16 protein-coding genes are annotated in these 23311 nt (G+C 38.7%); 2 read left to right on the top strand and 14 right to left on the bottom strand.

Going from position 1 to position 23311, the window contains the following annotated elements:
- Positions 1-10: 10 nt before the first annotated feature.
- The 6 genes from BMY50_RS25705 to truA all read right to left on the bottom strand — a co-directional run bounded on the left by BMY50_RS25705 (position 11) and on the right by truA (position 7081).
- Positions 11-388, bottom strand: a complete 378-nt coding sequence (locus BMY50_RS25705; RefSeq protein ID WP_093331883.1) for a septal ring lytic transglycosylase RlpA family protein — start codon at positions 386-388, stop codon at positions 11-13.
- A 4-nt stretch (positions 389-392) separates the two neighbouring features.
- Positions 393-2651, bottom strand: coding sequence for a GH92 family glycosyl hydrolase (locus BMY50_RS25710; protein ID WP_093331887.1), 2259 nt, complete (start codon positions 2649-2651; stop codon positions 393-395).
- Between the two features lie 195 nt (positions 2652-2846).
- Complete coding sequence (locus BMY50_RS25715) at positions 2847-3362, bottom strand: methionine-R-sulfoxide reductase (RefSeq protein ID WP_093331891.1); 516 nt, start codon at positions 3360-3362, stop codon at positions 2847-2849.
- A 140-nt stretch (positions 3363-3502) separates the two neighbouring features.
- Entirely contained in the window at positions 3503-4384 is an 882-nt protein-coding gene (gene sucD, locus BMY50_RS25720; RefSeq protein ID WP_093331895.1) for a succinate--CoA ligase subunit alpha, read from the bottom strand.
- Between the two features lie 134 nt (positions 4385-4518).
- A complete protein-coding gene (locus BMY50_RS25725; protein ID WP_093332227.1) occupies positions 4519-6282 on the bottom strand; it encodes an ABC transporter ATP-binding protein in 1764 nt (587 codons plus the stop codon).
- 25 nt (positions 6283-6307) lie between these two features.
- Positions 6308-7081, bottom strand: coding sequence for a tRNA pseudouridine(38-40) synthase TruA (truA, locus tag BMY50_RS25730; RefSeq protein ID WP_093331901.1), 774 nt, complete (start codon positions 7079-7081; stop codon positions 6308-6310).
- Positions 7082-7226: 145 nt separating this feature from the next.
- Between truA and BMY50_RS25735 the strand changes: the two genes are divergently transcribed.
- Positions 7227-7706 carry a DUF4293 domain-containing protein gene (locus BMY50_RS25735; RefSeq protein WP_093331907.1) on the top strand — a complete coding sequence of 160 codons (480 nt, stop codon included), beginning with the start codon at positions 7227-7229 and terminating at the stop codon, positions 7704-7706.
- A gap of 201 nt (positions 7707-7907) precedes the next feature.
- Positions 7908-9209, top strand: coding sequence for an OmpA family protein (locus tag BMY50_RS25740; RefSeq protein ID WP_093331912.1), 1302 nt, complete (start codon positions 7908-7910; stop codon positions 9207-9209).
- Between the two features lie 75 nt (positions 9210-9284).
- Here BMY50_RS25740 and BMY50_RS25745 read toward each other — a convergent pair whose 3' ends face one another.
- The 8 genes from BMY50_RS25745 to rpoB all read right to left on the bottom strand — a co-directional run bounded on the left by BMY50_RS25745 (position 9285) and on the right by rpoB (position 23242).
- Complete coding sequence (locus BMY50_RS25745) at positions 9285-9614, bottom strand: hypothetical protein (protein WP_093331915.1); 330 nt, start codon at positions 9612-9614, stop codon at positions 9285-9287.
- 15 nt (positions 9615-9629) lie between these two features.
- Entirely contained in the window at positions 9630-10925 is a 1296-nt protein-coding gene (locus BMY50_RS25750; RefSeq protein WP_093331919.1) for a hypothetical protein, read from the bottom strand.
- 11 nt (positions 10926-10936) lie between these two features.
- Positions 10937-11542: an RNA polymerase sigma factor gene (locus BMY50_RS25755; RefSeq protein WP_093331923.1), complete on the bottom strand. Its 606-nt coding sequence runs from the start codon at positions 11540-11542 to the stop codon at positions 10937-10939.
- Positions 11543-11881: 339 nt separating this feature from the next.
- Complete coding sequence (lysS, locus tag BMY50_RS25760; RefSeq protein WP_093331928.1) at positions 11882-13600, bottom strand: lysine--tRNA ligase; 1719 nt, start codon at positions 13598-13600, stop codon at positions 11882-11884.
- 83 nt (positions 13601-13683) lie between these two features.
- The gene (locus BMY50_RS25765) at positions 13684-14487 is read right to left on the bottom strand and encodes an SDR family NAD(P)-dependent oxidoreductase (protein ID WP_093331931.1); all 804 of its coding nucleotides are present in this window, start codon (positions 14485-14487) and stop codon (positions 13684-13686) included.
- Between the two features lie 76 nt (positions 14488-14563).
- Positions 14564-14872: a DUF3467 domain-containing protein gene (locus BMY50_RS25770; protein WP_093331936.1), complete on the bottom strand. Its 309-nt coding sequence runs from the start codon at positions 14870-14872 to the stop codon at positions 14564-14566.
- A gap of 197 nt (positions 14873-15069) precedes the next feature.
- The gene (gene rpoC / locus BMY50_RS25775; protein WP_093331939.1) at positions 15070-19350 is read right to left on the bottom strand and encodes a DNA-directed RNA polymerase subunit beta'; all 4281 of its coding nucleotides are present in this window, start codon (positions 19348-19350) and stop codon (positions 15070-15072) included.
- An 82-nt stretch (positions 19351-19432) separates the two neighbouring features.
- On the bottom strand, positions 19433-23242 hold the full coding sequence (gene rpoB / locus BMY50_RS25780) for a DNA-directed RNA polymerase subunit beta (RefSeq protein WP_093331943.1): 3810 nt from the start codon (positions 23240-23242) through the stop codon (positions 19433-19435).
- Positions 23243-23311: the final 69 nt, after the last annotated feature.

The raw sequence follows: 23311 nt of genomic DNA on the forward strand, positions 1-23311 counted from the left end.
AACGATTTAACTATTTTCTTTTCTTATAACTAATTTCCACACGAGCCACACCACTTTGCACGATACCTAATCTACGTGCGGCTTTTTTAGAGAGATCTATAATTCTTCCTGAAACAAAAGGCCCCCGATCGTTAATCCGCACTTTCACTGTTTTACCATTACCTAAGTTTTTTACTTTAACCATCGTACCGAAGGGAAGCGTCTTATGTGCTGCCGTTAGTTTATGCTGCCTGAATTTTTCGCCGCTTGCAGTACGTCTTCCTTTAAACTTATCGGCATAATAAGAGGCTCCCCCTTTTTCATGTATTTTGGGAGCACAGGAAGTTATAAAAATAAAACAGGCACTAAAAATTAGTACCTGTTTAACAATGACATCTATATGCTTCATTTATTTACTCGCTATCTATTTGAGAAAGGGGCCAGGAATCCTTTTTCTTTCCCCATTTTTTATTTGGCTTATCCCCCATTATAAACTCAATTTCACCCCCATTTATTATATCCTCGTGCGTAAAATATGTTTTATTATATTTTTTTCCGTTAAACTTCACTTCTTGGATATAGATATTACTTTTACTGTTATTGATAGCTTTAAAACGGAGCTCTTTCCCCCCACCCGGCCTAAATACCACTTCATCGGCGGCTGGACTTCCGATGATGTACTCGCTGCTCGCAGGATTTGCTGGGTATAAACCAGCAATACTCCAGACAGCCCATGCACTCATTTGCCCACAATCTTCATTTCCTGCATAACCATCCGGCTGATCGTGATACATCGAATCCACAATTTGACGTACTCTTTCTTGTGTTTTCCAAGGCTGGCCTATAAAACTATACATATAAGCGATATGATGACTCGGTTCATTACCGTGCGCATATTGCCCAATCAACCCGCTTACATCTGGAGAAGTATTTCCGCCTGTTAACTTAGAACTCACAGAAAATAATGAATCTAATTTTATACTCAACTTTTCATTACTTCCATAAAGATCAGCCAACCCTCTTACATCATGTGGCACAAAAAAAGAATGTTGCCAAGCATTACCTTCTACATATTGAGCTTTAACTTCATCATGTTCTGATAAATAGGGGTCAAATGGAAGAACGAATTTTCCATCACTATTCTTTGCACGCATGAACCCTGTTTTCTTATCAAAAATATGCTGATAGGCTTGCGCTCTTTTACTAAATTTTTGGTAATCTTCTTCTTGTCCTAGTTTTTTTGCCACTTGTGCAATACACCAATCATCGTAACCATATTCAAGGGTCACAGACGCACTATGTCCCATTTTGTCTTGTGGCATGTATCCATGTTTAATATATTCAGGAACACCCCTACCTTCTTGATAAGCAGATGCTAGCATTGCCTTATAAGCTTTATTAACATCAATGCCTGGCCAATTTTTAAGCACAGCATCCGCTATCACAGGGATAGCATGGTAACCTGTCATTGTATTTGTTTCCCAAGTACTCAAATCCCAAACAGGCAATAATCCGTTTTCATCATAAAAGGCCAGCATGCTATTCAGCATGGCTGTATATTTTTCCGGTTGTGTTATGGTAAACAGCGGATTTAGTGCGCGGAAGGTATCCCAGAGCGAATATTCAGTGTAACGCTGATTTCCCGCTGGCATTTTAAGCGAATCGCCTTGCGCATTTTTATAAACACCATCTGCGTCTGAAAATAATGCGGGAGCCATACAGGTATGATAAAGTGCCGTATAAAATACACGCTTTAATTTTTCGTCGGATGACGATACTTGTACTTTTTGCAGCTCATGCTCCCACTTTTCTTCAGCACTTTCACGAACATGCTCGAAATTCCAGTCGGGAATCTCATTCAGTGCCAGTAATGCTTTATCATAATTGGTAGATGACAAAGCGACTTTCATATCAACCAGCTTTTGTTGCGCATCGAAAAGCAATTGGGCAGAAACGCCTTTGCCTTTTTCTTCTGTTCGTGCGGCTTTAATTTGCGCCGACTGTACGCCATGCCCAGCTAATATAGCCTCTTTAAATGGCTTTGAAGTTCTCAGGGCAAAATAGACGCGCTGCACTTTAGCCCAGCCAGTGGAGTAGCGATACCCCACAACCGTTGAATCGTCAACAACTTTGATATACGTCTCGGTAGGGTTGTCCCAATTTTGATGAAAGGCTAGATCTAAACGAATAACGGGTTCACTTTGATTTGGAAAATGGTAACGATGATATCCTACGCGTTCTGTAGCGGTAAGTTCAGCTGTAATCTGGTTATCAAGTTGCACGGTATAATAACCAGGTGCAGCTTTTTCATTCGCATGACTAAAAGTCGCTTTAATATCAGCACTTTCGTCTCGCAAGGGATATAAAAGAGGCATCACTGAAATATCCAACCAGTCGCCGATCCCTGTACCGCTTAAGTGGGTATGGCTAAATCCTGCAATATGGTTATCGCTAAAATGGTATCCACTACACCAATCCCAATCGCTTCTCCCATTATCCGGACTTAATTGAACCATTCCAAATGGAACTACTGCCCCTGGGAACGTATGTCCATGCCCGCCTGTTCCAATAAAAGGGTCTACATAATCGACTAACTTCTTCTCCTGTGCATTCATCAGCATCGGCACCGATAAAAGTGCCGTGCAAAATAAACGAGTGATAGATTTATTCATGTTTTAATTTTGTGTATTAGTTGGGTTTCTAAACGCTAAAATTAAAATAATATTTTTAAAAACTTGTAACTAAAACGTTTTAAAGATTAAATAAAGCAATTTTATTCCTCTTTTAGAAAACCTCTTACTTTAAGTTAGATTTTTATTGCAGACGGCTGACTTACCTCCCATTCACTATAGCTTATTCAAAATAAGCTATTTCTCTAAAGGAACAAATTTCATTGAAATGGAGTTTACACAATGGCGTGTATCTTTCGAAGTAAATCCTTCTCCTAAAAAAACATGTCCTAGATGGCCGCCACAATTTGTACACACAATTTCTGTACGCATTCCATCAGGATCTGGAATTCTTTTAACGGATCCTTTAATTTCATCATCAAAACTTGGCCAGCCACAATGGGACTCAAATTTATCTTCTGAGCGATACAAAGGAGCATTACATTTTCTACAAACATATACACCTTTGGCCTTATTATCCAATAAGGCTCCTGTAAATGGGCGCTCTGTTCCTTTCTTTTCAATAACCCAAGCTTCATCTGCACTAAGCTCGTTATACTCACCTACTTTTTTTACAACAGTATCTATTTTATCTTTAGGTTCCATATCCTTTTTATTTTTTGTTTGGGCAGAGGTCACATTTGTAGCTGGCGTTTGAGCACATGCTACAATAGACAGACTTATACATAACAATAACAACCAAAACTTGTTCATAATAAGATTCGTTACTACATAGCAATATACGCAGAAAGCCCGAAAATTTTACGGGCTTTCTGCTTTAACTTGTCAGCTAATCGTAATTTATTAAACGCACATGTACTTTACGCTTTCTGCTTTATAGCTTTATGCTTGTGCTAGGCTTTTACTTTTGCTAGCTCCTCTGCAATTGCTGCACCTATTTCGGCCGGAGATTCTACCACTCTAATACCACATTCACGCATAATCTTCATTTTGGCCGCAGCGGTATCATCTGCTCCTCCTACAATAGCGCCAGCATGCCCCATTCTACGTCCTGGAGGCGCTGTCTGCCCTGCAATGAAACCAACAACTGGCTTGGTGCCGTTTTCCTTAATCCAACGTGCAGCCTCAGCCTCCATCCCTCCACCTATTTCTCCGATCATAATGATACCTTCCGTTTCAGGATCGTTCATTAATAATTCTACAGCTTCTTTCGTTGTAGTACCAATGATAGGGTCGCCACCAATACCAATGGCTGTGGTAATTCCCAAACCAGCTTTTACAGTCTGATCAACCGCTTCGTAAGTTAATGTTCCAGATTTTGACACAATACCCACACCACCTTTCTTGAAAATAAAACCTGGCATAATACCTATTTTAGCCTCATCAGCAGTAATAACACCTGGACAGTTTGGCCCAATAAGTCTAGATTTTTTATCTTTTAGGTAATCCTTCACTGTGATCATATCTTTAGTTGGGATACCTTCTGTAATACAAACAATTACTTCTACACCTGCACTAGCCGCTTCCATAATAGCATCAGCCGCAAATGCTGGAGGTACAAAAATGATAGAAACATTTGCTCCCGTTGTATCTACTGCATCTTGTACAGTATTAAATACCGGACGGTCTAAATGGCTTTGGCCTCCTTTTCCTGGAGTTACACCACCTACTACATTGGTACCATACTCAATCATCTGTGAAGCATGGAAAGAGCCCTCATTTCCTGTAAAGCCCTGAACTATAACTTTTGAATCTTTATTTACAAGTACACTCATTGGTCGAATTTTTGTAGCGCAAACTTACTAAATTCATTTCAAAATCAGGGAAAGAGATTGAAGAAAATCAATGCTAGCTGTTAGTTGTTCGTTATCGGCGGCTCGCAACTCATAACGGGCAACTCACAACTAAATTAAATCCCGGCAGAATGAAACTGTAAATCATATAACCTCTTATAGTAACCATTTAAATGAAGCAACTCCTGATGATTCCCCATTTCTTTAATTTCTCCATGATCTAATACAATAATCTTATCGGCCTTCTGAATTGTTGAAAGTCGATGAGCAATTACAATAGAGGTACGATTACTCATTAGCGTATCTATAGCATGTTGTATTAATAACTCGGTTTCGGTATCTACTGATGAAGTGGCCTCATCTAAAACTAGGATTTTAGGATCATGTACCAAGGCCCTTATAAAAGAAATAAGTTGTGCTTGCCCGGCAGAAAGTGTCGCCCCCCGTTCCTTTACTTCATAATCATATTTACCTGGCAGTCGATCAATAAAATGCTGTGCCCCTACCTTTTCAGCGGCTTCCATGATCTGTTTACGACTAATTTCAGGATTATTTAAATTTATATTGTTCGCTATCGAGTCTGAAAACAAAAAAACATCCTGCAATACCGTCGCGATTGTCTTTCTCAAATAATTAATATCATAAGCACGAATATCAACACCATCTAGCAATATAGTACCTTTGTTTATTTCATAAAACCTACTGAGAATATTAATAGTCGAAGATTTACCGGCACCAGTAGCACCTACTAAGGCTAATGTTTCGCCTGGCCGCACACTAAAACTGACATCCTTAAGTACCCATTTTTCATCATCATAAGCAAACCACACGTGGTCAAATTCGATTTCGCCTCTTATATGATCGGGTTTGTATTCCCCTGGATTAGGAGTTTTTTCATCTGTGTCAAGCACACTAAAAATACGCTCTGCTCCTACCATTCCCATCTGTAGTGTATTAAACTTATCTACCAGCTCCCTAATGGGCCTAAAAATCATATTAATATACATGATAAATGCCACTACAACACCTGGCGAAATGCGCTCAGCCAATATAGATTTAGCCCCATACCATACTAATAACCCCAGAGCTATCGCCATGATGATTTCTATTACAGGAAAAAAGATCGAAAAATACCAATTAGAACGGATATGTGCGTTTCTATGCTCAGCATTGATCGCTTTAAACTTGTTCATCTCTTGTTGTTCTCGTGCAAAATATTGAATCACGCTAACACCTGATATATGCTCTTGTAAAAATGTATTTAGATTAGCTACCCAGTACCGCACATCTTGAAAAGCCGACTTCATGGCTTCCTTAAAGAAATAAGTAGCTACAATCATAAGAGGCATGGGTATTAAGACAATTAAAGTTAATTCCCAATCGCTGTAAAACATAACGGAGATGATAACTACTAATTGTAAAATATCACCTATTATCTGTATTAGCCCTTCTGAAAAAATATCTGCTATTGTTTCTAAATCAGATACTGTTCGTGTAATAAGCCTACCTATAGGTGTTTTATCAAAATACTTTAAACGAAGACTTGTAATATGGTTAAAAGTGTCGAGTCTTAAGTCTTTTATGACCGACTGCCCTAAAGTGTTCGTTAAAAGAGTATGATAGTATCGTACAACTGTTTGAAATATTAATAAACCAACCATTAAAGCAGTCATCATAGTCAACCCGCCCGAATCATTGTTGAGAATGAACCGATCCAATGTATACTCTACCAACATAGGCATTAAAGGAGCAATTCCGGCAATTATAATGGTTAAAAAAACCGACCAAATAAAATAGTTTTTGTAGGGCTTTAGGTATTTAGACAACCTTCCAAGTAGCTGTAAGTCATATGTTTTTCCTGTTATTTTCTTTTCACTCATTTTTTTCATTAGCTAATCAAGCGCCTTAATTAAAGTTGGAATCCCATGGATAAACTACTTCTGTAAGATAAAGTCCACAAGCCGGCACAGATGCGCCTGCGGCACTTCTACTTTTGCTTTCTATAACAGCGTGAATGTAATCTACAGACTGCTTATTATTTCCTATCTCCAATAATGTTCCCACAATAGCACGTACCATATTTCTTAAAAATCGATCAGCAGAGATATGAAAGACTAATCTCTCCTCCGAAAGCCATCGCCACTCGGCTTGCATTAACTTACAGTTATTGGTAAAAACCTGTGTGTGTGATTTACTAAAGCAACTAAAATCTTGATAATTCAGCATCAGTTTAGCAGCCTCGTTCATCGTGTTTATATTCGGCTTATCTTTTAACTGCCAAGACAATCCATTAAGAAATGGATTTTTGCCAAAATGAATATGATATTCATATGATCGCTTTACAGCGTCGAATCGGGCATGCGCCTCATTTGCAACACTAAACAATCTCTTTACAGCAATATCCGCCGGCAATAAGGCATTAAGGCTTCCTATTATCTTTGATTCGTTTCCTTTAACGACTGTTCCCTCATCGTCAAAATGAGCAAATAATTGCTTTGCATGTACGCCAGTATCCGTGCGGCCACAACCTAAGGTATCAACAGGTCTACGCAATAAAGTACTAAGCGCCTTATTTAAAACTTCTTGAACGCTTTTAGCATTCTTTTGTATTTGCCAACCATGATAGGCCCCTCCGTTAAACGCTAGCTCAATAAAAAATCTTTGCTTATTTGTATCCACTATATGCAAACTTAGATAAAATCGACTTGATCTGCAATTGTCTACCCAGACGATACACAAATCTTGATACTTGTGTCTTGATACTTGTGTCTTGATACTTGATACTTATATATTATCTTTGCAACAAAGGTTTAGTAAAACGCTCATGATACAACGCATACAAACGATCTGGCTGTTACTTTCTAGTGTAACTATTTTTGCTTTATTTTTATTTCCATATGTACAATTCTTTGATAGTAATGGTATTGCTATGGCATTGAAGGTAAATGGCGTGCTAAATAGCAGTGGTGGACAAAATCAATTGAGTTCTTCCTTTGGCTTTATCCTTCAGGCTATTGCTACTGTAATTTTGGGAATATTACCGCTTTTTACCATTATCAATTACAGTAATAGAAAGAAACAGATTACAACTATTCTCATAACAATAGTATTAACTATCCTATTCAGTTCTTGGCTCTTCATCAGCGCCAGTAATGCTGTTGAAGAGGTCAATAAAACTATTTCCATAGACAATGTAGGCATAGGAGCATTACTTGTTCCGCTATTTATCGTGTTTCAGTTATTGGCACTCAAAGGAATCAATAAAGACACGAAGCTTATCAAATCGGCCGATAGACTACGATAAATCAGTAAATATACTTTTTGACGGTTCTTTGTTTAACTCACGAAGAACCGTCCTTTTTTTAGCACACAGCCAAATAAGCGCTAAAACAAGTTAATGCATTAATAATTAACAAATTACGACTAAATCTACAAACGGTTCGTTTTTTGCAATAGGAAACAAAATTTAACAACACAAATTAAACTGGAATCAAAATTAAATTTTATGATTAAAAACTTTAGACTCAAAAAAACTACCTATTTAAGCGCTTTAGCATTATTAGCTGTAGCTCCTACTTTTGCTCAAACAGAGGTAAATGACGTAAAACCTTTTGCACCTGAGACTGAATTCAGGACCTGGTCAATTGGTGTAGGCGCAGGTGTAATCAATCAGTGGAATGTGATGGGATTTAGAAGGGATTACGGATCTGTCGAAAGCCAATTGGGTTATAACTTTTATGTTAAAAAGCAAATCACACCTACATTTGGCCTTCAGGCTGAATATCTAGGAGGTAAACTAAATGGTGGTATGGAAGGAAGCAGTGATAATTTTTCCACTAAACTGCCATGGTCTGCTGCTTTAAGCGCAAATATAACATTAGCAAACATTAGCTGGAGACATCAGCAAGGTGTAATTAAACCATATTTGTCAGTTGGTGTGGGAGCTCTCAACTATAACCCTACTGTAGAAATGAATGGAACTGAACGAGAACTCGGATCAAGCACAAAAGCTTTTATTCCAGCAGGTCTTGGTTTTAAATTCGGTGTTGCTAACGGAATTAATATCGATCTGGGATATCAAGTAAACCTAGTAAATACTGGAACGCTTGATGGGTTAAGTACGAACAAGAAAGACGTGTTCTCTTACGTTCACGCTGGACTTGAATTTGCACTTGGTGATGCTACAAAACCTTTCTTAGGCAGCAGAAATCCAGTAGTGGATATGCGCAAAGAGTACCAAGCTAACTATGATGAATTAGCGGCTGCATTAAAAGCACAGAAAGAAGAAAATGAAGCATTAAAGGCACAATGGGCCACAGATTTAGCTGATGATGATGGCGATGGTGTTGCAAATAAATTTGATAAATGCCCAGGTACAGCTGCGGACGCAAAAGTAGATGGAGCGGGATGTCCTTTACCTGAGGCGAAGAAAGTTGTTCAACAAATTACGGTGACAGAGGAAGATAAAAGAGTGGTAGATGAGGCAATCAAAAATTTAGAGTTTGATTTGAGTAAGGCTACTATTCGTTCGACTTCTTATCCTAGTCTTGACAAAGTAGCTAAATTATTAGTTGAGAAGAATTTTAGCTTGAAATTAGCTGGACATACCGATAACACAGGCTCAATGAAACTTAATATGCGTTTATCAAAGGAGCGTGCAGAATCTGTTAAATCATATTTAGTAAGTAAAGGTGCAAATCCTTCACGTATCGAAGCTACAGGTTACGGCCCAACGCAACCTATTGCAACCAATGCTACGGCAGAGGGACGTCAGGCAAATCGCCGCGTTGAATTTACACTTTATTAATCATAAAGAACATACGATAAAAGAGCGGCTGCTTAGTGGTAGCCGCTCTTTGTATACAAACAATTTACAAAAAATTTAAAGATATTTTATAAATCCCCATAATCTACGCTGTTTAAGATAGTCCATATTATTATCATTTGAATAGGCTTCCCGCTCGAATGACAATTCTTTGTAAGCCCGTTTTCTATCTTTATAGATTACCCATTTTAATAACCATTCTATTACATACCATAGGTAAAAGGGAATCACAAGCAGTTCCAGCTGTTGCTGATGATGAATTTTCTCATGGAGCAATGTTTGCGCCGACAATCCCTTTGCTTTTAGTGTCTTGTTCGCGATGATAATGGGCCATATAGCCATGGCTGCAATATTACTGCGTGCTGAGATAACAAAGTAAATTCTCATATAAATGCCTAGCTACTAAAAGCTAGTAATAATTCTAACGCCACCGTATCTCAAGTTCATATCCTGACGTGATAACTTACCTATTGGAAGTTTAAAAAAGGGTTCCACCGAAACACCTACTCTTTTTGAGAGAGGGACCTGGCGTCCAACTGAAAAATTTAAAAATCCCGAATAACTATTTCCTTCAAAGGGTGTTTCATCTGTTTTCTCACTTACATTTTTCACTTCAAATTCCTGCTGAGCAAAAGAATAACCTTCAGCATTTTGCACGGTTCTATTGGTAGGTGTATGCGTAACATAGTTATTGGTTCTATTTTCGTTCAGAATAGCAAAAAATGACACTCCGGCACTTGCATAAAACTGTTTAGAAATATGGTACTTAATATCAATAGGTACATCTAATGCCAACCAATTTGTATTAACGGAAGTTAATTCTTTCGATTCGCTTGACTTGGCAGACAACATAGGTGATTCGCTGTTTAACATCGCAGGAGAAGCTGAAGGACCATTATTAGACTGAGGAGGGGCTTGTCTCAACCCAAGATCTACCACAGACACGCCGGAACCTACTGATAGCTTTTTTGATATGCGGTATGCAATAGCTACACCACCACCCATATTGAAACGTTGATCTGTGACTGATGGCGATAAGACTACCCCTATATCCCAACGCTTATCCATGATGGAACGGTTATTCGCGATTTTAATATCTACTCCCTCCGACTTATTCGACTCGCTCAACATTCGAATCAACGCATCTTCATCATTTTTTTGCTGCGTTTTTGCTACTTGTTTGGTATCTGTACTCGCGGTCCTTTCTTCAGCTTTTTTCACACTGTCTTTTTCAAAATATTCAGTGTCAGCACTTTTACCAGAATGCTGTGAAGAAAAATTTTCTATTTTATTTCCTGACTCTTTCACAGTAAAAGGAGGAGGAGTGTTTGACACTAATTGGCGAGCATGCGTATTACCTTTTTTAATGGTCTGTACGGATTTAGCATTCTTAGTAATAAGCTGATCGTCTGGTTTCTTTTCTAGACTCAATTGCTCTTCTTCTCTTTGAGGAGTTTCTTGATAAACTATATCCTTAGGCACATTGATAACGTCATTTCCTGCTTTGTATAAGAAAATACCCACACTCAATAAAAGTATAGCGGCAGCACCGCTTAAATACCATAATGGTAGTATTTTTTTATATCCTTTATCTTTTGCAGCAAAGCGTTCCCATGCCCCCTCTTTATAAGAAGCTTCATGCTCACGCAACGTCTCTGCTATGTGAGTTATCAGTTCCTTATTTTCTTTGTCTTTCATTCTCTGCGTAACTAAAAATTTTTTCTAATCGCAAACTGTTCAACATATAACTTCCTTAATCTTTGCTTGGCTCGTGTTAAATAAGTTCTTGATGTACTATCTGGAATATTTAAAAGTTTTCCTATTTCTTCATGTGCATAACCTTCTACTTCGTACAGGTTAAAGATTAAGCGTTGGATCTCCGGCAGCTGTTCCAATAATTTTAAAATATCTTCAGCAAATAATTTGTCCGCGGCATTTATCATCACAGGCTTCACATCATGTTCACCTATATCCTCTATTGCAATCATATTCTTTTGAGAACGCAAAAGATCTATTGATAAATTTGCAGCAATCCTTGCCAGCCAACCCCTAAAAGATTTTTCAAGCACTTCTCCATCTCCTACCTTATTGAATTTTGGTAGGTTTTTAAATGCTTTAATAAATGTCTCGTTTGCCAATTCCTCGGCATCATGTTCGCTTTTTATATACCTTGTAATTACCGCAATTACATAACCATAGTATTTCTTATAAATGAACTCTTTACTCCGTTCATCATTTTTCTGGGCACAACCGTCCAATGCACCGTTTAGTGTTAAACTTTCTTTTTTATTAAGGTATCCTAAGCGGTACTTCACTACAGCAATAAAAACTAATGATCCGAAGGTTATTTATTATAAATCTCTTCAAAAATACATAAAGCCTAATAATAATTTAAGCAAACCTTTTTTGCCCTCCCAGACGTTCCGGTTTAAAGGGAGGTCATATCTATCAAATTAGCAAATAGCTGTAATATAAACCCTTTAAGTAAAAATTAATTGTCATTGTGATATTGTAACGTAAAGTAAGCATCAAGTGCTACATAGTTTATGAGACATCATAAACGAGAAGAGACCGCTAAAGGATAAAGGAAATAAAAATAGAGCCTACCAAAGTAGGCTCTTTAACTCTTAAACAGTAATAGAAGAAAAGACCTTTTATTCAAACCAAGCCATCACTTCTTCTTTGGAAGGCATATTAATTTCCAATTTCATCTTTTTCCGCATTCCTCCTAAGTCATTAAAAACTTTATTTGGATTAGCTGCCTTTAAAGCTTCAATGGTATTAAGTCCCATTTTTTGCAGTACGGGAATCCATGCTGCAGGTACTCCTTGCGCTTCGTAATCGGTAATAGAGGCGCTTTTTATTACTTTTTCTGGCCGCATCTGTGGAAAGAAAAGAACATCTTGTATGCTAACTTGATTGGTCATCAACATAGCCAGTCTATCAATTCCGATACCAATACCTGAAGTCGGAGGCATTCCATATTCTAATGCTCTTAAAAAATCGTAGTCAATAAACATTGCTTCATCATCACCTCGTTCCATCAGCTTTAACTGGTCTTCAAATCTTTGCAGTTGATCAATAGGATCGTTCAACTCCGTATAAGCGTTTGCCAGTTCTTTTCCATTAACCATTAATTCAAACCGTTCAACTAGCCCTTCCTTACTACGATGCTTTTTCGTAAGCGGGCTCATTTCTACTGGATAATCTATTATGAACGTAGGTTGGATATAGTGATGCTCGCATTTTTCACCAAATATTTCGTCGATCAGTTTCCCTTTCCCCATACTAGTATCTACAGGTATATTAAGCTTCACGCATACTTCACGTAGTCCATCTTCGTTTAAACTGCTGACATCAAAACCGGTGTGTTCTTTAATAGCGTCATAAATGCTTATTCGTTTATAAGGAGCTGCAAAATTAATCTCTTTATTTCCCACTTGTACCGTTGTCCTCCCATTGGTTGCTAAAGCAACTCTTTCAAACAACTGTTCGGTAGTATCCATCATCCACAGATAATCTTTATACGCAACATAAAACTCTAAGACGGTGAATTCCGGATTATGTGTTCTATCCATCCCTTCATTGCGGAAATTACGGCTAAATTCGTATACCCAGTCATATCCCCCCACGATTAGTCTTTTAAGATATAATTCATTGGCGATACGTAAATACAAAGGAATATCCAGCGCATTATGATGGGTAGTAAATGGTCGGGCTGCAGCGCCCCCAGGGATACTTTGTAAAACAGGCGTATCCACCTCCAAAGCGCCCTGCTCATCCAAAAAGCTACGTATAGCAGATTTTATTTTAGTAACTTTTGTAAAGGTCTCACGCACATGCGGATTCACAACAAGATCAACATAACGTTGACGATATCTAAATTCAGGATCTGTTACCGCATCAAACACTTTCCCATCAGCTTCTTTTACAATAGGTAAGGGTTTTAGCGACTTCGCCAAAACTTTTAATTCGGTTGCATGAATAGAGATGGTCCCCGTCTGCGTCGTGAAAACATCGCCTCTGATACCAATAAAATCTCCAATATCCAATAGCTTTTTAAAAACCGTATTATATAAAGTTTTATCATCAGTAGGGCATAAATCGTCACGTTTGAGATATACTTGCACTCTTCCTGTAGCATCCTGTAACTCGATAAAGGATGCATTTCCCATAACACGTCGACTCATCATTCTCCCCGCAATACTGATATTTTTGTAATTCAGCTTATCTCGCTCATAATTTTCGGATATATCTTTTGCATTAGCATTTACCTCAAATGCTTCCGCCGGGTATGGGTCTATCCCTAAACTAATAAGCTGCGATAAGGCTTCCCTACGTAATATCTCTTGTTCTGATAATATATTACTCATTTGTTTTTTTATATAAATTTCCTCCCAAATGGAGATGTTGGTTAAGGTGTTGCAAACTTAGATATTTTTGCTTTTATATGCAATTACGACTTCTTATCCAATGATTTCTTATAAACCTTGCCCGTTTGTTTTATGATGAACTCTTTTCGAAGAAGAAAAGAAAAACGACTGCTTAATCTGTTTAAGAAACCTGGAATATAGGTTAATTTACGTTTTCGGAAAGCGGTTAATCCTTCTTTGGCAACTTGTGTTACTGGCATTAAATAGCCTCTCAATTCATTAAACCCTTCTGTTGATGTCATTTCAGTAACGATACCTCCTGGCATAAAAACAGTCATTGAAAATTTAGAGTTAGATAACTCCTGCGACAAAGCAGTAGCAAAATTAAGTAGAAAACCCTTTGTACCCGAATAAGCTGCCTGATAGGGTGTAGGAAATAAGGCTGCCATACTCGACACAAACATGAGCGCTCCTTCTAACTGCTTTTGTTCGAAATATTTCACGAATTGGTTAGCCATGTAAACAACACTGATAACATTGGTATGAATCATCTGATCGAAGTGCTCATTTGTTAAATCCAACTGTTTACCCAAATGCGTTACCCCTGCATTTAAAATGGCAGCATAGGGTTCATATTGTTGCAAAATAGTCTTTAATAAATCTCCCACTTCGGCCGATTTTGATAGGTCGGCTACAAACAATGCTACTTGACTACCCGTTTTTTGCTCAATATCTTTCTTTAGTATTTCTAGACGCTCTTGCCTTCTGGCCACCAAAATCAAATTAGCTCCATATTGCTGAGCTAATTGCCGAGCCATCTCTTCGCCTAAACCCGATGATGCACCCGTTATTAGCACCCATTTCTTTCTAAAATCTAACTGTTTCATGCAATCGTTATTAGTTATTAGTTGTTAGTTTTTGGTGCAAGTAATCGATAACCAATAACGAACAATAAATAACCATTTAGGCTTGTGCTGTTGGTCCGCCAAAATTCATTGGAAAAGGAGGTTCTTCATGCGTATCAATCTTTCCATTCATTGCTTCATATTTAGCAACATTGTCTTGAAATGCCTTCATCAGCCTTTTTGCATGTTCAGGAGTTAAGACAATTCTGGACTTCACTTTTGCTTTTGGTACGCCAGGCATCACTCTTATAAAGTCGACTACAAATTCGGTATGAGAGTGTGTTATAATAGCTAAATTTGAATATATGCCCTCGGCAATATCTTCTGTCAACTCGATATTTAATTGATTATTATTTTCTTCTTCCATGTTCAAATATATCCAAAGCCATCAATGGCTTTATTAAAATTTTCTCTTCCTAAAATATTTAGCAGCTCTTCAATCCCACAAAAGCATCCCGTCATATTGTTTAGGGGTAAAGATAAGGAATACTGATAAGAAAAAAACCCTGGAGACAAAATCTCCAGGGTTTATACATTTAAAATCAAAAGATTTCATTCGAAGTGTTAAACTTCCTCTTTAGAAGCTAAAAGCTGGTCGTATTCTTCTTTAGATCCTACGATAATACGATCATAGGCACGTAAACCAGTACCCGATGGAATTAGGTGACCAACAATTACGTTTTCTTTCAAACCTAATAAATCATCGCGCTTGCCACTGATAGCAGCCTCGTTTAATACTTTCGTTGTCTCCTGGAAGGACGCAGCCGAGATAAATGACTTCGTACCTAATGAAGCACGTGTAATACCCTGTAACATAGGGCTAGACGTAGCGGCAATGGCATCACGAACTTCTACTAACTTTAGATCACGGCGTTTCAAACTAGAATTTTCTTCACGAAGCTTACGCAATGACACGATCTGTCCTGCTTTAAGTTCATTGGAATCACCTGAATCCGTAACCACTTTCTTATCGTACATAGAATCGTTTTCTTCATTGAAATCCCACTTGTTTACGGCGTCTTTTTCTAAGAAACGCGTATCGCCTGGATCCTCAATCATTACCTTCTGCATCATTTGGTGTACAATCGTTTCGAAATGCTTATCGTTGATTTTCACACCTTGCAAACGATAAACCTCTTGTATACCATTTACTAAATACTCTTGTACTGCAGCAGGACCTTTGATAGCTAGAATATCAGAAGGCGATATAGAGCCATCCGATAGCGGCATGCCCGCTTTTACAAAGTCGTTATCCTGTACTAAGATGTGTTTAGAAAGAGGAACCAAGTATTTTTTTACTTGACCATCACGAGACTCGATCTGAATTTCGCGATTACCACGTTTCACTCCACCTAAAGTTACTACACCGTCTATTTCCGTCACTACTGCCGGATTCGAAGGATTACGAGCTTCAAACAATTCAGTTACCCGAGGTAAACCTCCTGTAATATCTCGCGTCTTACCGGCAGAACGAGGAATTTTAGCAATGATTTCTCCAACTTTTGCTTTACCCTGATGATCAACACTGATGTGTGCGCCAACAGGTAAATTGTAAGTACGAATAACGTCTCCTACATTATCTAAAATCTTAATAGCAGGGTTTTTCGTTTTATCTCTTGTATCTATAATCACTTTTTCACGGTGACCAGTTTGTTCATCTGATTCTTCGCGGAAAGTAACTCCTTCGATAATAGATTCAAACTCAACTTTACCGGCAAACTCAGAAATGATAACTGCATTATAAGGGTCCCAAGAACAGATTCGATCACCTTTTGTTACTTTGTCGCCGTCAGCAACATATAAGAACGAACCATAAGGGATGTTATTCGTCATCAAAACCTTTTTAGATTCAGGCTCTAAAATACGGAACTCGCCCGAACGCCCCAGCACAATTTGCAGTTTACCTTCTTCTGTCTCGCGCTCCACAGACCGCATATTCTCAAATTCGATGATACCATCAAATTTTGCAACAACCTGAGACTCCGCCGCAATATTAGAAGCCGTACCACCCACGTGGAATGTACGAAGTGTTAACTGTGTACCAGGCTCTCCGATCGATTGAGCAGCGATTACACCAACTGCTTCACCCATTTGAACACGTTTTCCGGAAGCAAGATTTCGCCCATAACACAATGCACAAACACCACGTTTGCTTTCACAAGTTAATACAGAACGTATTTCGATACCTTCAACTGAAGACTGTTCAATCTTTGCAGCAATTTCTTCCGTAATATCCTCATCCGCACTTACCAACAGTTCGTTTGTCAAGGGATCGTACACATCATGTAGTGAAGTACGACCCAAAATACGGTCATATAACGGCTCAACAATATCTTCGTTATCTTTTAACGCAGTGGTAAAGATACCTCTTAAGGTACCACAATCTACCTCACCAACAATCATGTCTTGCGCAACGTCATGCAAACGACGAGTTAGGTAACCGGCATCTGCCGTTTTTAAAGCTGTATCCGCAAGACCTTTACGGGCACCGTGTGTCGAGATAAAGTATTCAAGTACAGAAAGCCCTTCTTTAAAGTTAGAAAGAATAGGGTTCTCAATGATTTCTCCACCTGACGAACCTGATTTTTGAGGTTTAGCCATCAAACCACGCATACCGCAAAGCTGACGAATCTGCTCCTTGGAACCACGTGCACCAGAATCCAACATCATATATACCGAATTGAAGCCTTGGTTATCATTAGATAAGATATCCATTACGTTAGCTGTCAAACGGTTATTGATACGTGTCCAGATATCAATGATTTGGTTATAACGTTCGTTATTCGTAATGAATCCCATGTTATAGTTATTCATTACCTCTTCAACTTCTTTAGTAGCCTGGCCAATCAAATCTGCTTTCGCATCAGGTATATTTAAATCCTGCAAATTAAATGATAAACCACCACGGAATGCCATCTGGAAGCCTAACTCTTTAATATCATCTAAGAATTGAGCAGCCCTTGCCATACCGGTAATTTTTACTACCTCTCCGATAATGTCACGCAAAGATTTCTTTGTTAACAACTCGTTGATATAACCCACTTCAAGCGGCACCATCTGGTTAAAGAGAACACGACCTACAGTTGTATCGATAACGCCCTTTACGATGTTTCCATCTTTATCTTTAATGTTGGTTTTTACCTTAATAAACGCATGTAAATCAATTTGCTTCTCATTATAAGCAATGATAACTTCTTCTGGTGAATAAAAAGCCATTCCTTCACCTTTCACTACACGCGATTCATCCGTCTTGCGGCCTTTAGTGATGTAATAAAGACCCAATACCATATCCTGTGAAGGTACTGTAATTGGTGTACCATTGGCAGGATTCAAGATATTGTGAGCAGCCAACATTAATATCTGTGCTTCCAAAATTGCAGCATTACCTAAAGGTAAATGAACCGCCATCTGGTCACCGTCAAAATCGGCGTTGAACGCTGTACATACTAATGGATGTAGTTGAATCGCTTTACCCTCCACTAACTTAGGTTGGAAAGCCTGAATACCCAAACGGTGTAACGTAGGAGCACGGTTCAATAGAACGGGGTGACCCTTTAGCACATTCTCCAAAATATCCCAAACAATTGGGTCCTTGCGGTCCACAATTTTTTTGGCCGATTTCACCGTTTTTACTACACCACGCTCAATCATTTTACGAATGATAAATGGTTTATAAAGTTCGGCGGCCATATCTTTAGGCAAACCACACTCGTGCAACTTCAAGTTAGGTCCAACCACAATTACCGAACGAGCCGAGTAATCAACACGTTTACCTAACAAGTTTTGGCGGAAACGACCTTGTTTACCTTTTAAAATATCAGATAATGACTTTAAAGCACGGTTACCTTCCGTTTTAACAGCATTCACTTTACGTGAATTGTCAAACAAGGAATCGACCGCTTCTTGAAGCATACGTTTTTCATTACGTAAAATCACCTCAGGAGCTTTAATTTCAATTAGACGTTTTAAACGATTATTACGGATAATTACCCTACGATATAAATCATTAAGATCCGATGTTGCAAATCGGCCACCTTCTAACGGCACTAATGGGCGTAATTCGGGTGGAATAACAGGAACGATCTTAACAATCATCCATTCAGGACGGTTTTCAATACGATCTCTTGATCCACGGAAAGCTTCCACTACCTGAAGGCGTTTCAATGCCTCATTTTTACGTTGTTGCGATGTTTCATTTGCCGCTTGATGGCGAAGATCATAGGAAAGTTGATCTAAATCGATGCGATGCAATAGTTCTTCTAATGCCTCCGCTCCCATTTTCGCGATAAATTTTTGAGGATCTTTATCATCCAAATACTGATTTTCTTTTGGTAAAGTATCCAAAAGATCCAAGTATTCCTCTTCAGTTAAGAAATCCATATATTGGATGCCATCCTCTTCCTTAATACCGGCTTGGATAACTACGTAACGCTCGTAGTAAATAATCATATCCAATTTCTTGGTAGGAAGTCCTAACAAGTAACCTATCTTATTTGGAAGCGAACGGAAATACCAAATGTGTGCAACGGGAACGACCAAATTAATGTGTCCCATACGCTCACGACGTACCTTTTTCTCTGTTACCTCTACTCCACAACGATCACAAACAATACCTTTATAACGTATACGTTTATATTTACCGCAATGACATTCGTAGTCTTTTACCGGACCAAAGATACGCTCGCAGAATAGACCATCACGTTCCGGTTTGTAAGTACGGTAATTGATGGTTTCTGGTTTTAACACCTCACCACTTGAACGCTCCAAGATAGCTTCTGGAGACGATAAGCTGATGGTTATCGAGGTGAAGTTGCTTTTTATTTTATTATCCTTTTTGTAAGACATAGCTCTTATATAGTTATGAGTTGAGGGCTATGAGTTATGAGTTGTCCTGCAACTCGTAACTCATAACCCATAACTGTAAACATTAATCCAACGTGATATCCAAACCTAAGCCGCGAAGCTCGTGCACCAATACATTAAATGATTCTGGTACTGACGGTGTTGGTAAATTATCACCCTTAACGATCGCTTCGTATGTTTTGGCTCTACCGATAACGTCATCCGACTTAACGGTAAGTATCTCTTGAAGTATATTTGATGCACCAAATGCTTCCAATGCCCAAACCTCCATCTCACCAAAACGCTGACCACCAAACTGTGCTTTACCACCAAGAGGTTGTTGCGTAATAAGGGAGTACGGTCCGATAGAACGTGCGTGCATCTTATCATCTACCATGTGTCCCAGTTTAAGCATATAGATTACACCAACAGTTGTAGGCTGGTCAAAGCGCTCACCTGTTAAACCATTGTGTAAATAAGTCCTACCAGATGCTGGTAATTCGGCTTTCGACACCCATCCCTCTACTTCTTCAGTGGTAGCACCGTCGAAAATAGGAGTTGCGAACTTCATGCCTAACTTTTGTCCGGCCCAACCCAATACAGTCTCATATATCTGGCCAAGGTTCATCCGCGATGGTACACCTAATGGATTTAATACGATATCTACCGGTGTTCCATCTTCCAAGAAAGGCATATCTTCATCACGTACAATACGTGCAACAATACCTTTATTACCGTGGCGTCCTGCCATTTTATCCCCCACTTTAAGTTTACGTTTTTTAGCAACATAAACTTTAGCCATCTGCACAATGCCTGAAGGTAGTTCATCACCAACTGTTATAGCAAATTTATCCCGGCGATAAGCGCCTAACTCCTCATTCAATTTAATGTTATAGAAGTGCAATGCCTGTTTTACCAGTTCATTCTTATCATCGTCGGTCGTCCACTTCATAGGGTTAATATTAGCAAAATCTAACTCTGCCAACATTTTTTGAGTAAATTTAGCTCCTTTAGGTATAAGAAGCTCCTTATACACATTATATACACCTTGGGACGTCTTACCGTTAACAACAACAAACAGCTTATCAATAAGTCTTTCTCTTAATTGACGTACAGCACGTTCGTGGTTCAGATCTAATTTTTCAATAGCTGCTTTTTCTTCTTTTTTATCAGTTTTCTTAGCTCTAGAGAATAATTTAGTATCAATGACAACACCTCTTATAGATGGCGGAGTTTTTAAAGAAGCATCCTTAACATCACCCGCTTTATCTCCAAAGATGGCACGTAAAAGTTTCTCCTCTGGAGAAGGGTCAGACTCACCTTTAGGTGTAATCTTACCGATTAGAATATCACCCTCACGCACTTCAGCACCGATACGGATGATACCATTCTCATCTAGATCTTTCGTTGCTTCTTCAGAAACATTAGGGATATCAGATGTTAACTCCTCTTCTCCACGTTTTGTATCCCGGACTTCCAATTCAAATTCTTCAATATGAAGAGATGTAAAGATGTCCTGACTAACCACACGTTCGGAAATAACAATCGCATCCTCAAAGTTATACCCTTGCCAAGGCATGAAAGCTACCTTTAAGTTACGGCCAAGTGCTAACTCGCCATTTTCAGTCGCATATCCCTCACATAATACCTGCCCTTCTACTACGCGTTGTCCTTTGCGAACAATAGGCTTTAGATTAATACAGGTACTTTGGTTTGTTTTCTTAAATTTAATTAAGCGATATGTTTTGATATCATCGTCAAAAGAAACAAGTTTTTGATCTTCATTTCGATCATATTTGATCTTAATTTCATTTGCATCAACATATTCTACTACACCATTTCCTTCAGCGTTTATTAATGTACGGGAATCACTTGCCACTCGCCCTTCCAGACCTGTACCTACAATTGGCGCTTGCGGACGCAATAATGGAACGGCCTGACGTTGCATGTTAGACCCCATCAATGCACGGTTCGCATCATCATGCTCTAAGAAAGGAATCAAAGAAGCTGCAATTGAGGTGATCTGGTTTGGCGCGATATCCATTAGATCTAACCTTTCCGGTTCAATAATAGGAAAGTCACCTTCAAAACGTGCTTTTACTTTTGGAGTGGAGAAATTACCTTTGTCGTCATATTCAGCATTCGCCTGCGCAATGGTTTTACCATCCTCGTCTTCTGCCGATAAATAGATAACAGGTTCCTCAACCACTACCCTTCCCTCCTCTACTTTCCGATATGGTGTTTCAATGAAACCAAGGTTATTAATTTTCGCATGTACACATAGCGACGAGATCAAACCAATATTAGGTCCCTCAGGTGTCTCAATGGTACACAATCTTCCATAATGCGTATAATGGACGTCACGAACCTCAAATCCTGCACGTTCGCGAGAAAGACCACCAGGCCCTAAGGCAGAAAGACGACGCTTGTGCGTAATCTCCGCTAGTGGATTCGTTTGGTCCATAAACTGAGATAATTGATTCGTTCCAAAGAATGAATTAATTACCGACGATAAAGTACGCGCATTAATCAAATCTGTTGGCGTAAAGACCTCATTATCCCGAATGTTCATCCGTTCACGTATAGTACGTGCCATACGCGAAAGGCCGACACCGAATTGCGCATATAATTGCTCGCCTACGGTACGGACACGACGGTTAGATAAGTGGTCAATATCATCCACCTCAGCTTTTGAATTGATTAGATTTATCAAATATTTAACGATCGCAATAATATCTTGTTTCGTTAATACTTTCGTTTCATCAGGTGTATCCAATTTTAATTTGCGGTTAATGCGGTAACGACCTACATCACCCAAATCATATCTTTTATCAGAGAAGAATAAGCGATCAATAATACCGCGTGCTGTTTCTTCATCAGGTGGTTCTGCATTACGCAACTGACGGTAAATATGTTCTACAGCTTCTTTCTCTGAGTTGGAAGTATCTTTCTGTAAAGTATTATATATAATAGAATAATCTGCATTGTTTGCCCCATCCTCTTTTGTCAGAATAATGGATTTAACACCAGCATCTATTATCATATCGATGTGATCATCTTCTAGAACTGTTTCACGCTCTAGAATAATCTCATTACGATCTATCGATACAACTTCACCAGTATCTTCATCTACAAAGTCTTCTACCCATCTCTTAAGTACTCTTGCTGCCAGTTTACGGCCCACTAATTTCTTAAGACCAGATTTACTAACTTTAACTTCATCAGCCAATTCAAATAATTCAAGAATATCTTTATCTGAATCATAACCAATAGCACGTAGAAGAGTAGTTACTGGGAATTTCTTTTTCCGATCTATGTAAGCATACATGACATTATTTACGTCAGTAGCGAACTCGATCCAAGATCCTTTAAAAGGAATAACTCTTGCCGAGTAAAGTTTGGTGCCATTGGTATGGCGGCTTTGGCCAAAGAATACACCAGGCGAACGGTGAAGTTGTGAAACAATAACCCGCTCAGCGCCATTAATTACGAAAGTACCTTTAGGTGTCATATAAGGAATTGTTCCTAAATAAACATCTTGTACAATAGTTTCGAAATCCTCGTGTTCTTCATCATTACATGATAAACGCAACTTAGCCTTCAGCGGAACGCTGTAAGTTAAGCCTCGTTCAATACATTCCTGAATATCATAACGTGGCGGATCGATAAAATAATCCAAAAATTCAAGTACGAATATGTTTCTTGAATCAGAAATAGGAAAGTTTTCAGAAAAAACTTTGAACAGCCCTTCCTGGTGGCGGTTATCAGAAGTAGTTTCCAACTGGAAAAACTCCCTGAAAGATTGCAATTGCACATCCAGAAAATCAGGATAGTCGATGACTTTTTTGCTGGTTGCAAAGTTTACTCTTTCGTTACGAATATCTTTGTTTGCCAAGGGAATTAGATTTTAGTTTAAATTAAACTTCGGACGACATGTTTCGCCTCATGCGAGGCTTTGTACAGT

This window comes from Olivibacter domesticus, assembly GCF_900109575.1.
Classification (GTDB): Bacteria; Bacteroidota; Bacteroidia; order Sphingobacteriales; family Sphingobacteriaceae; genus Olivibacter; species Olivibacter domesticus.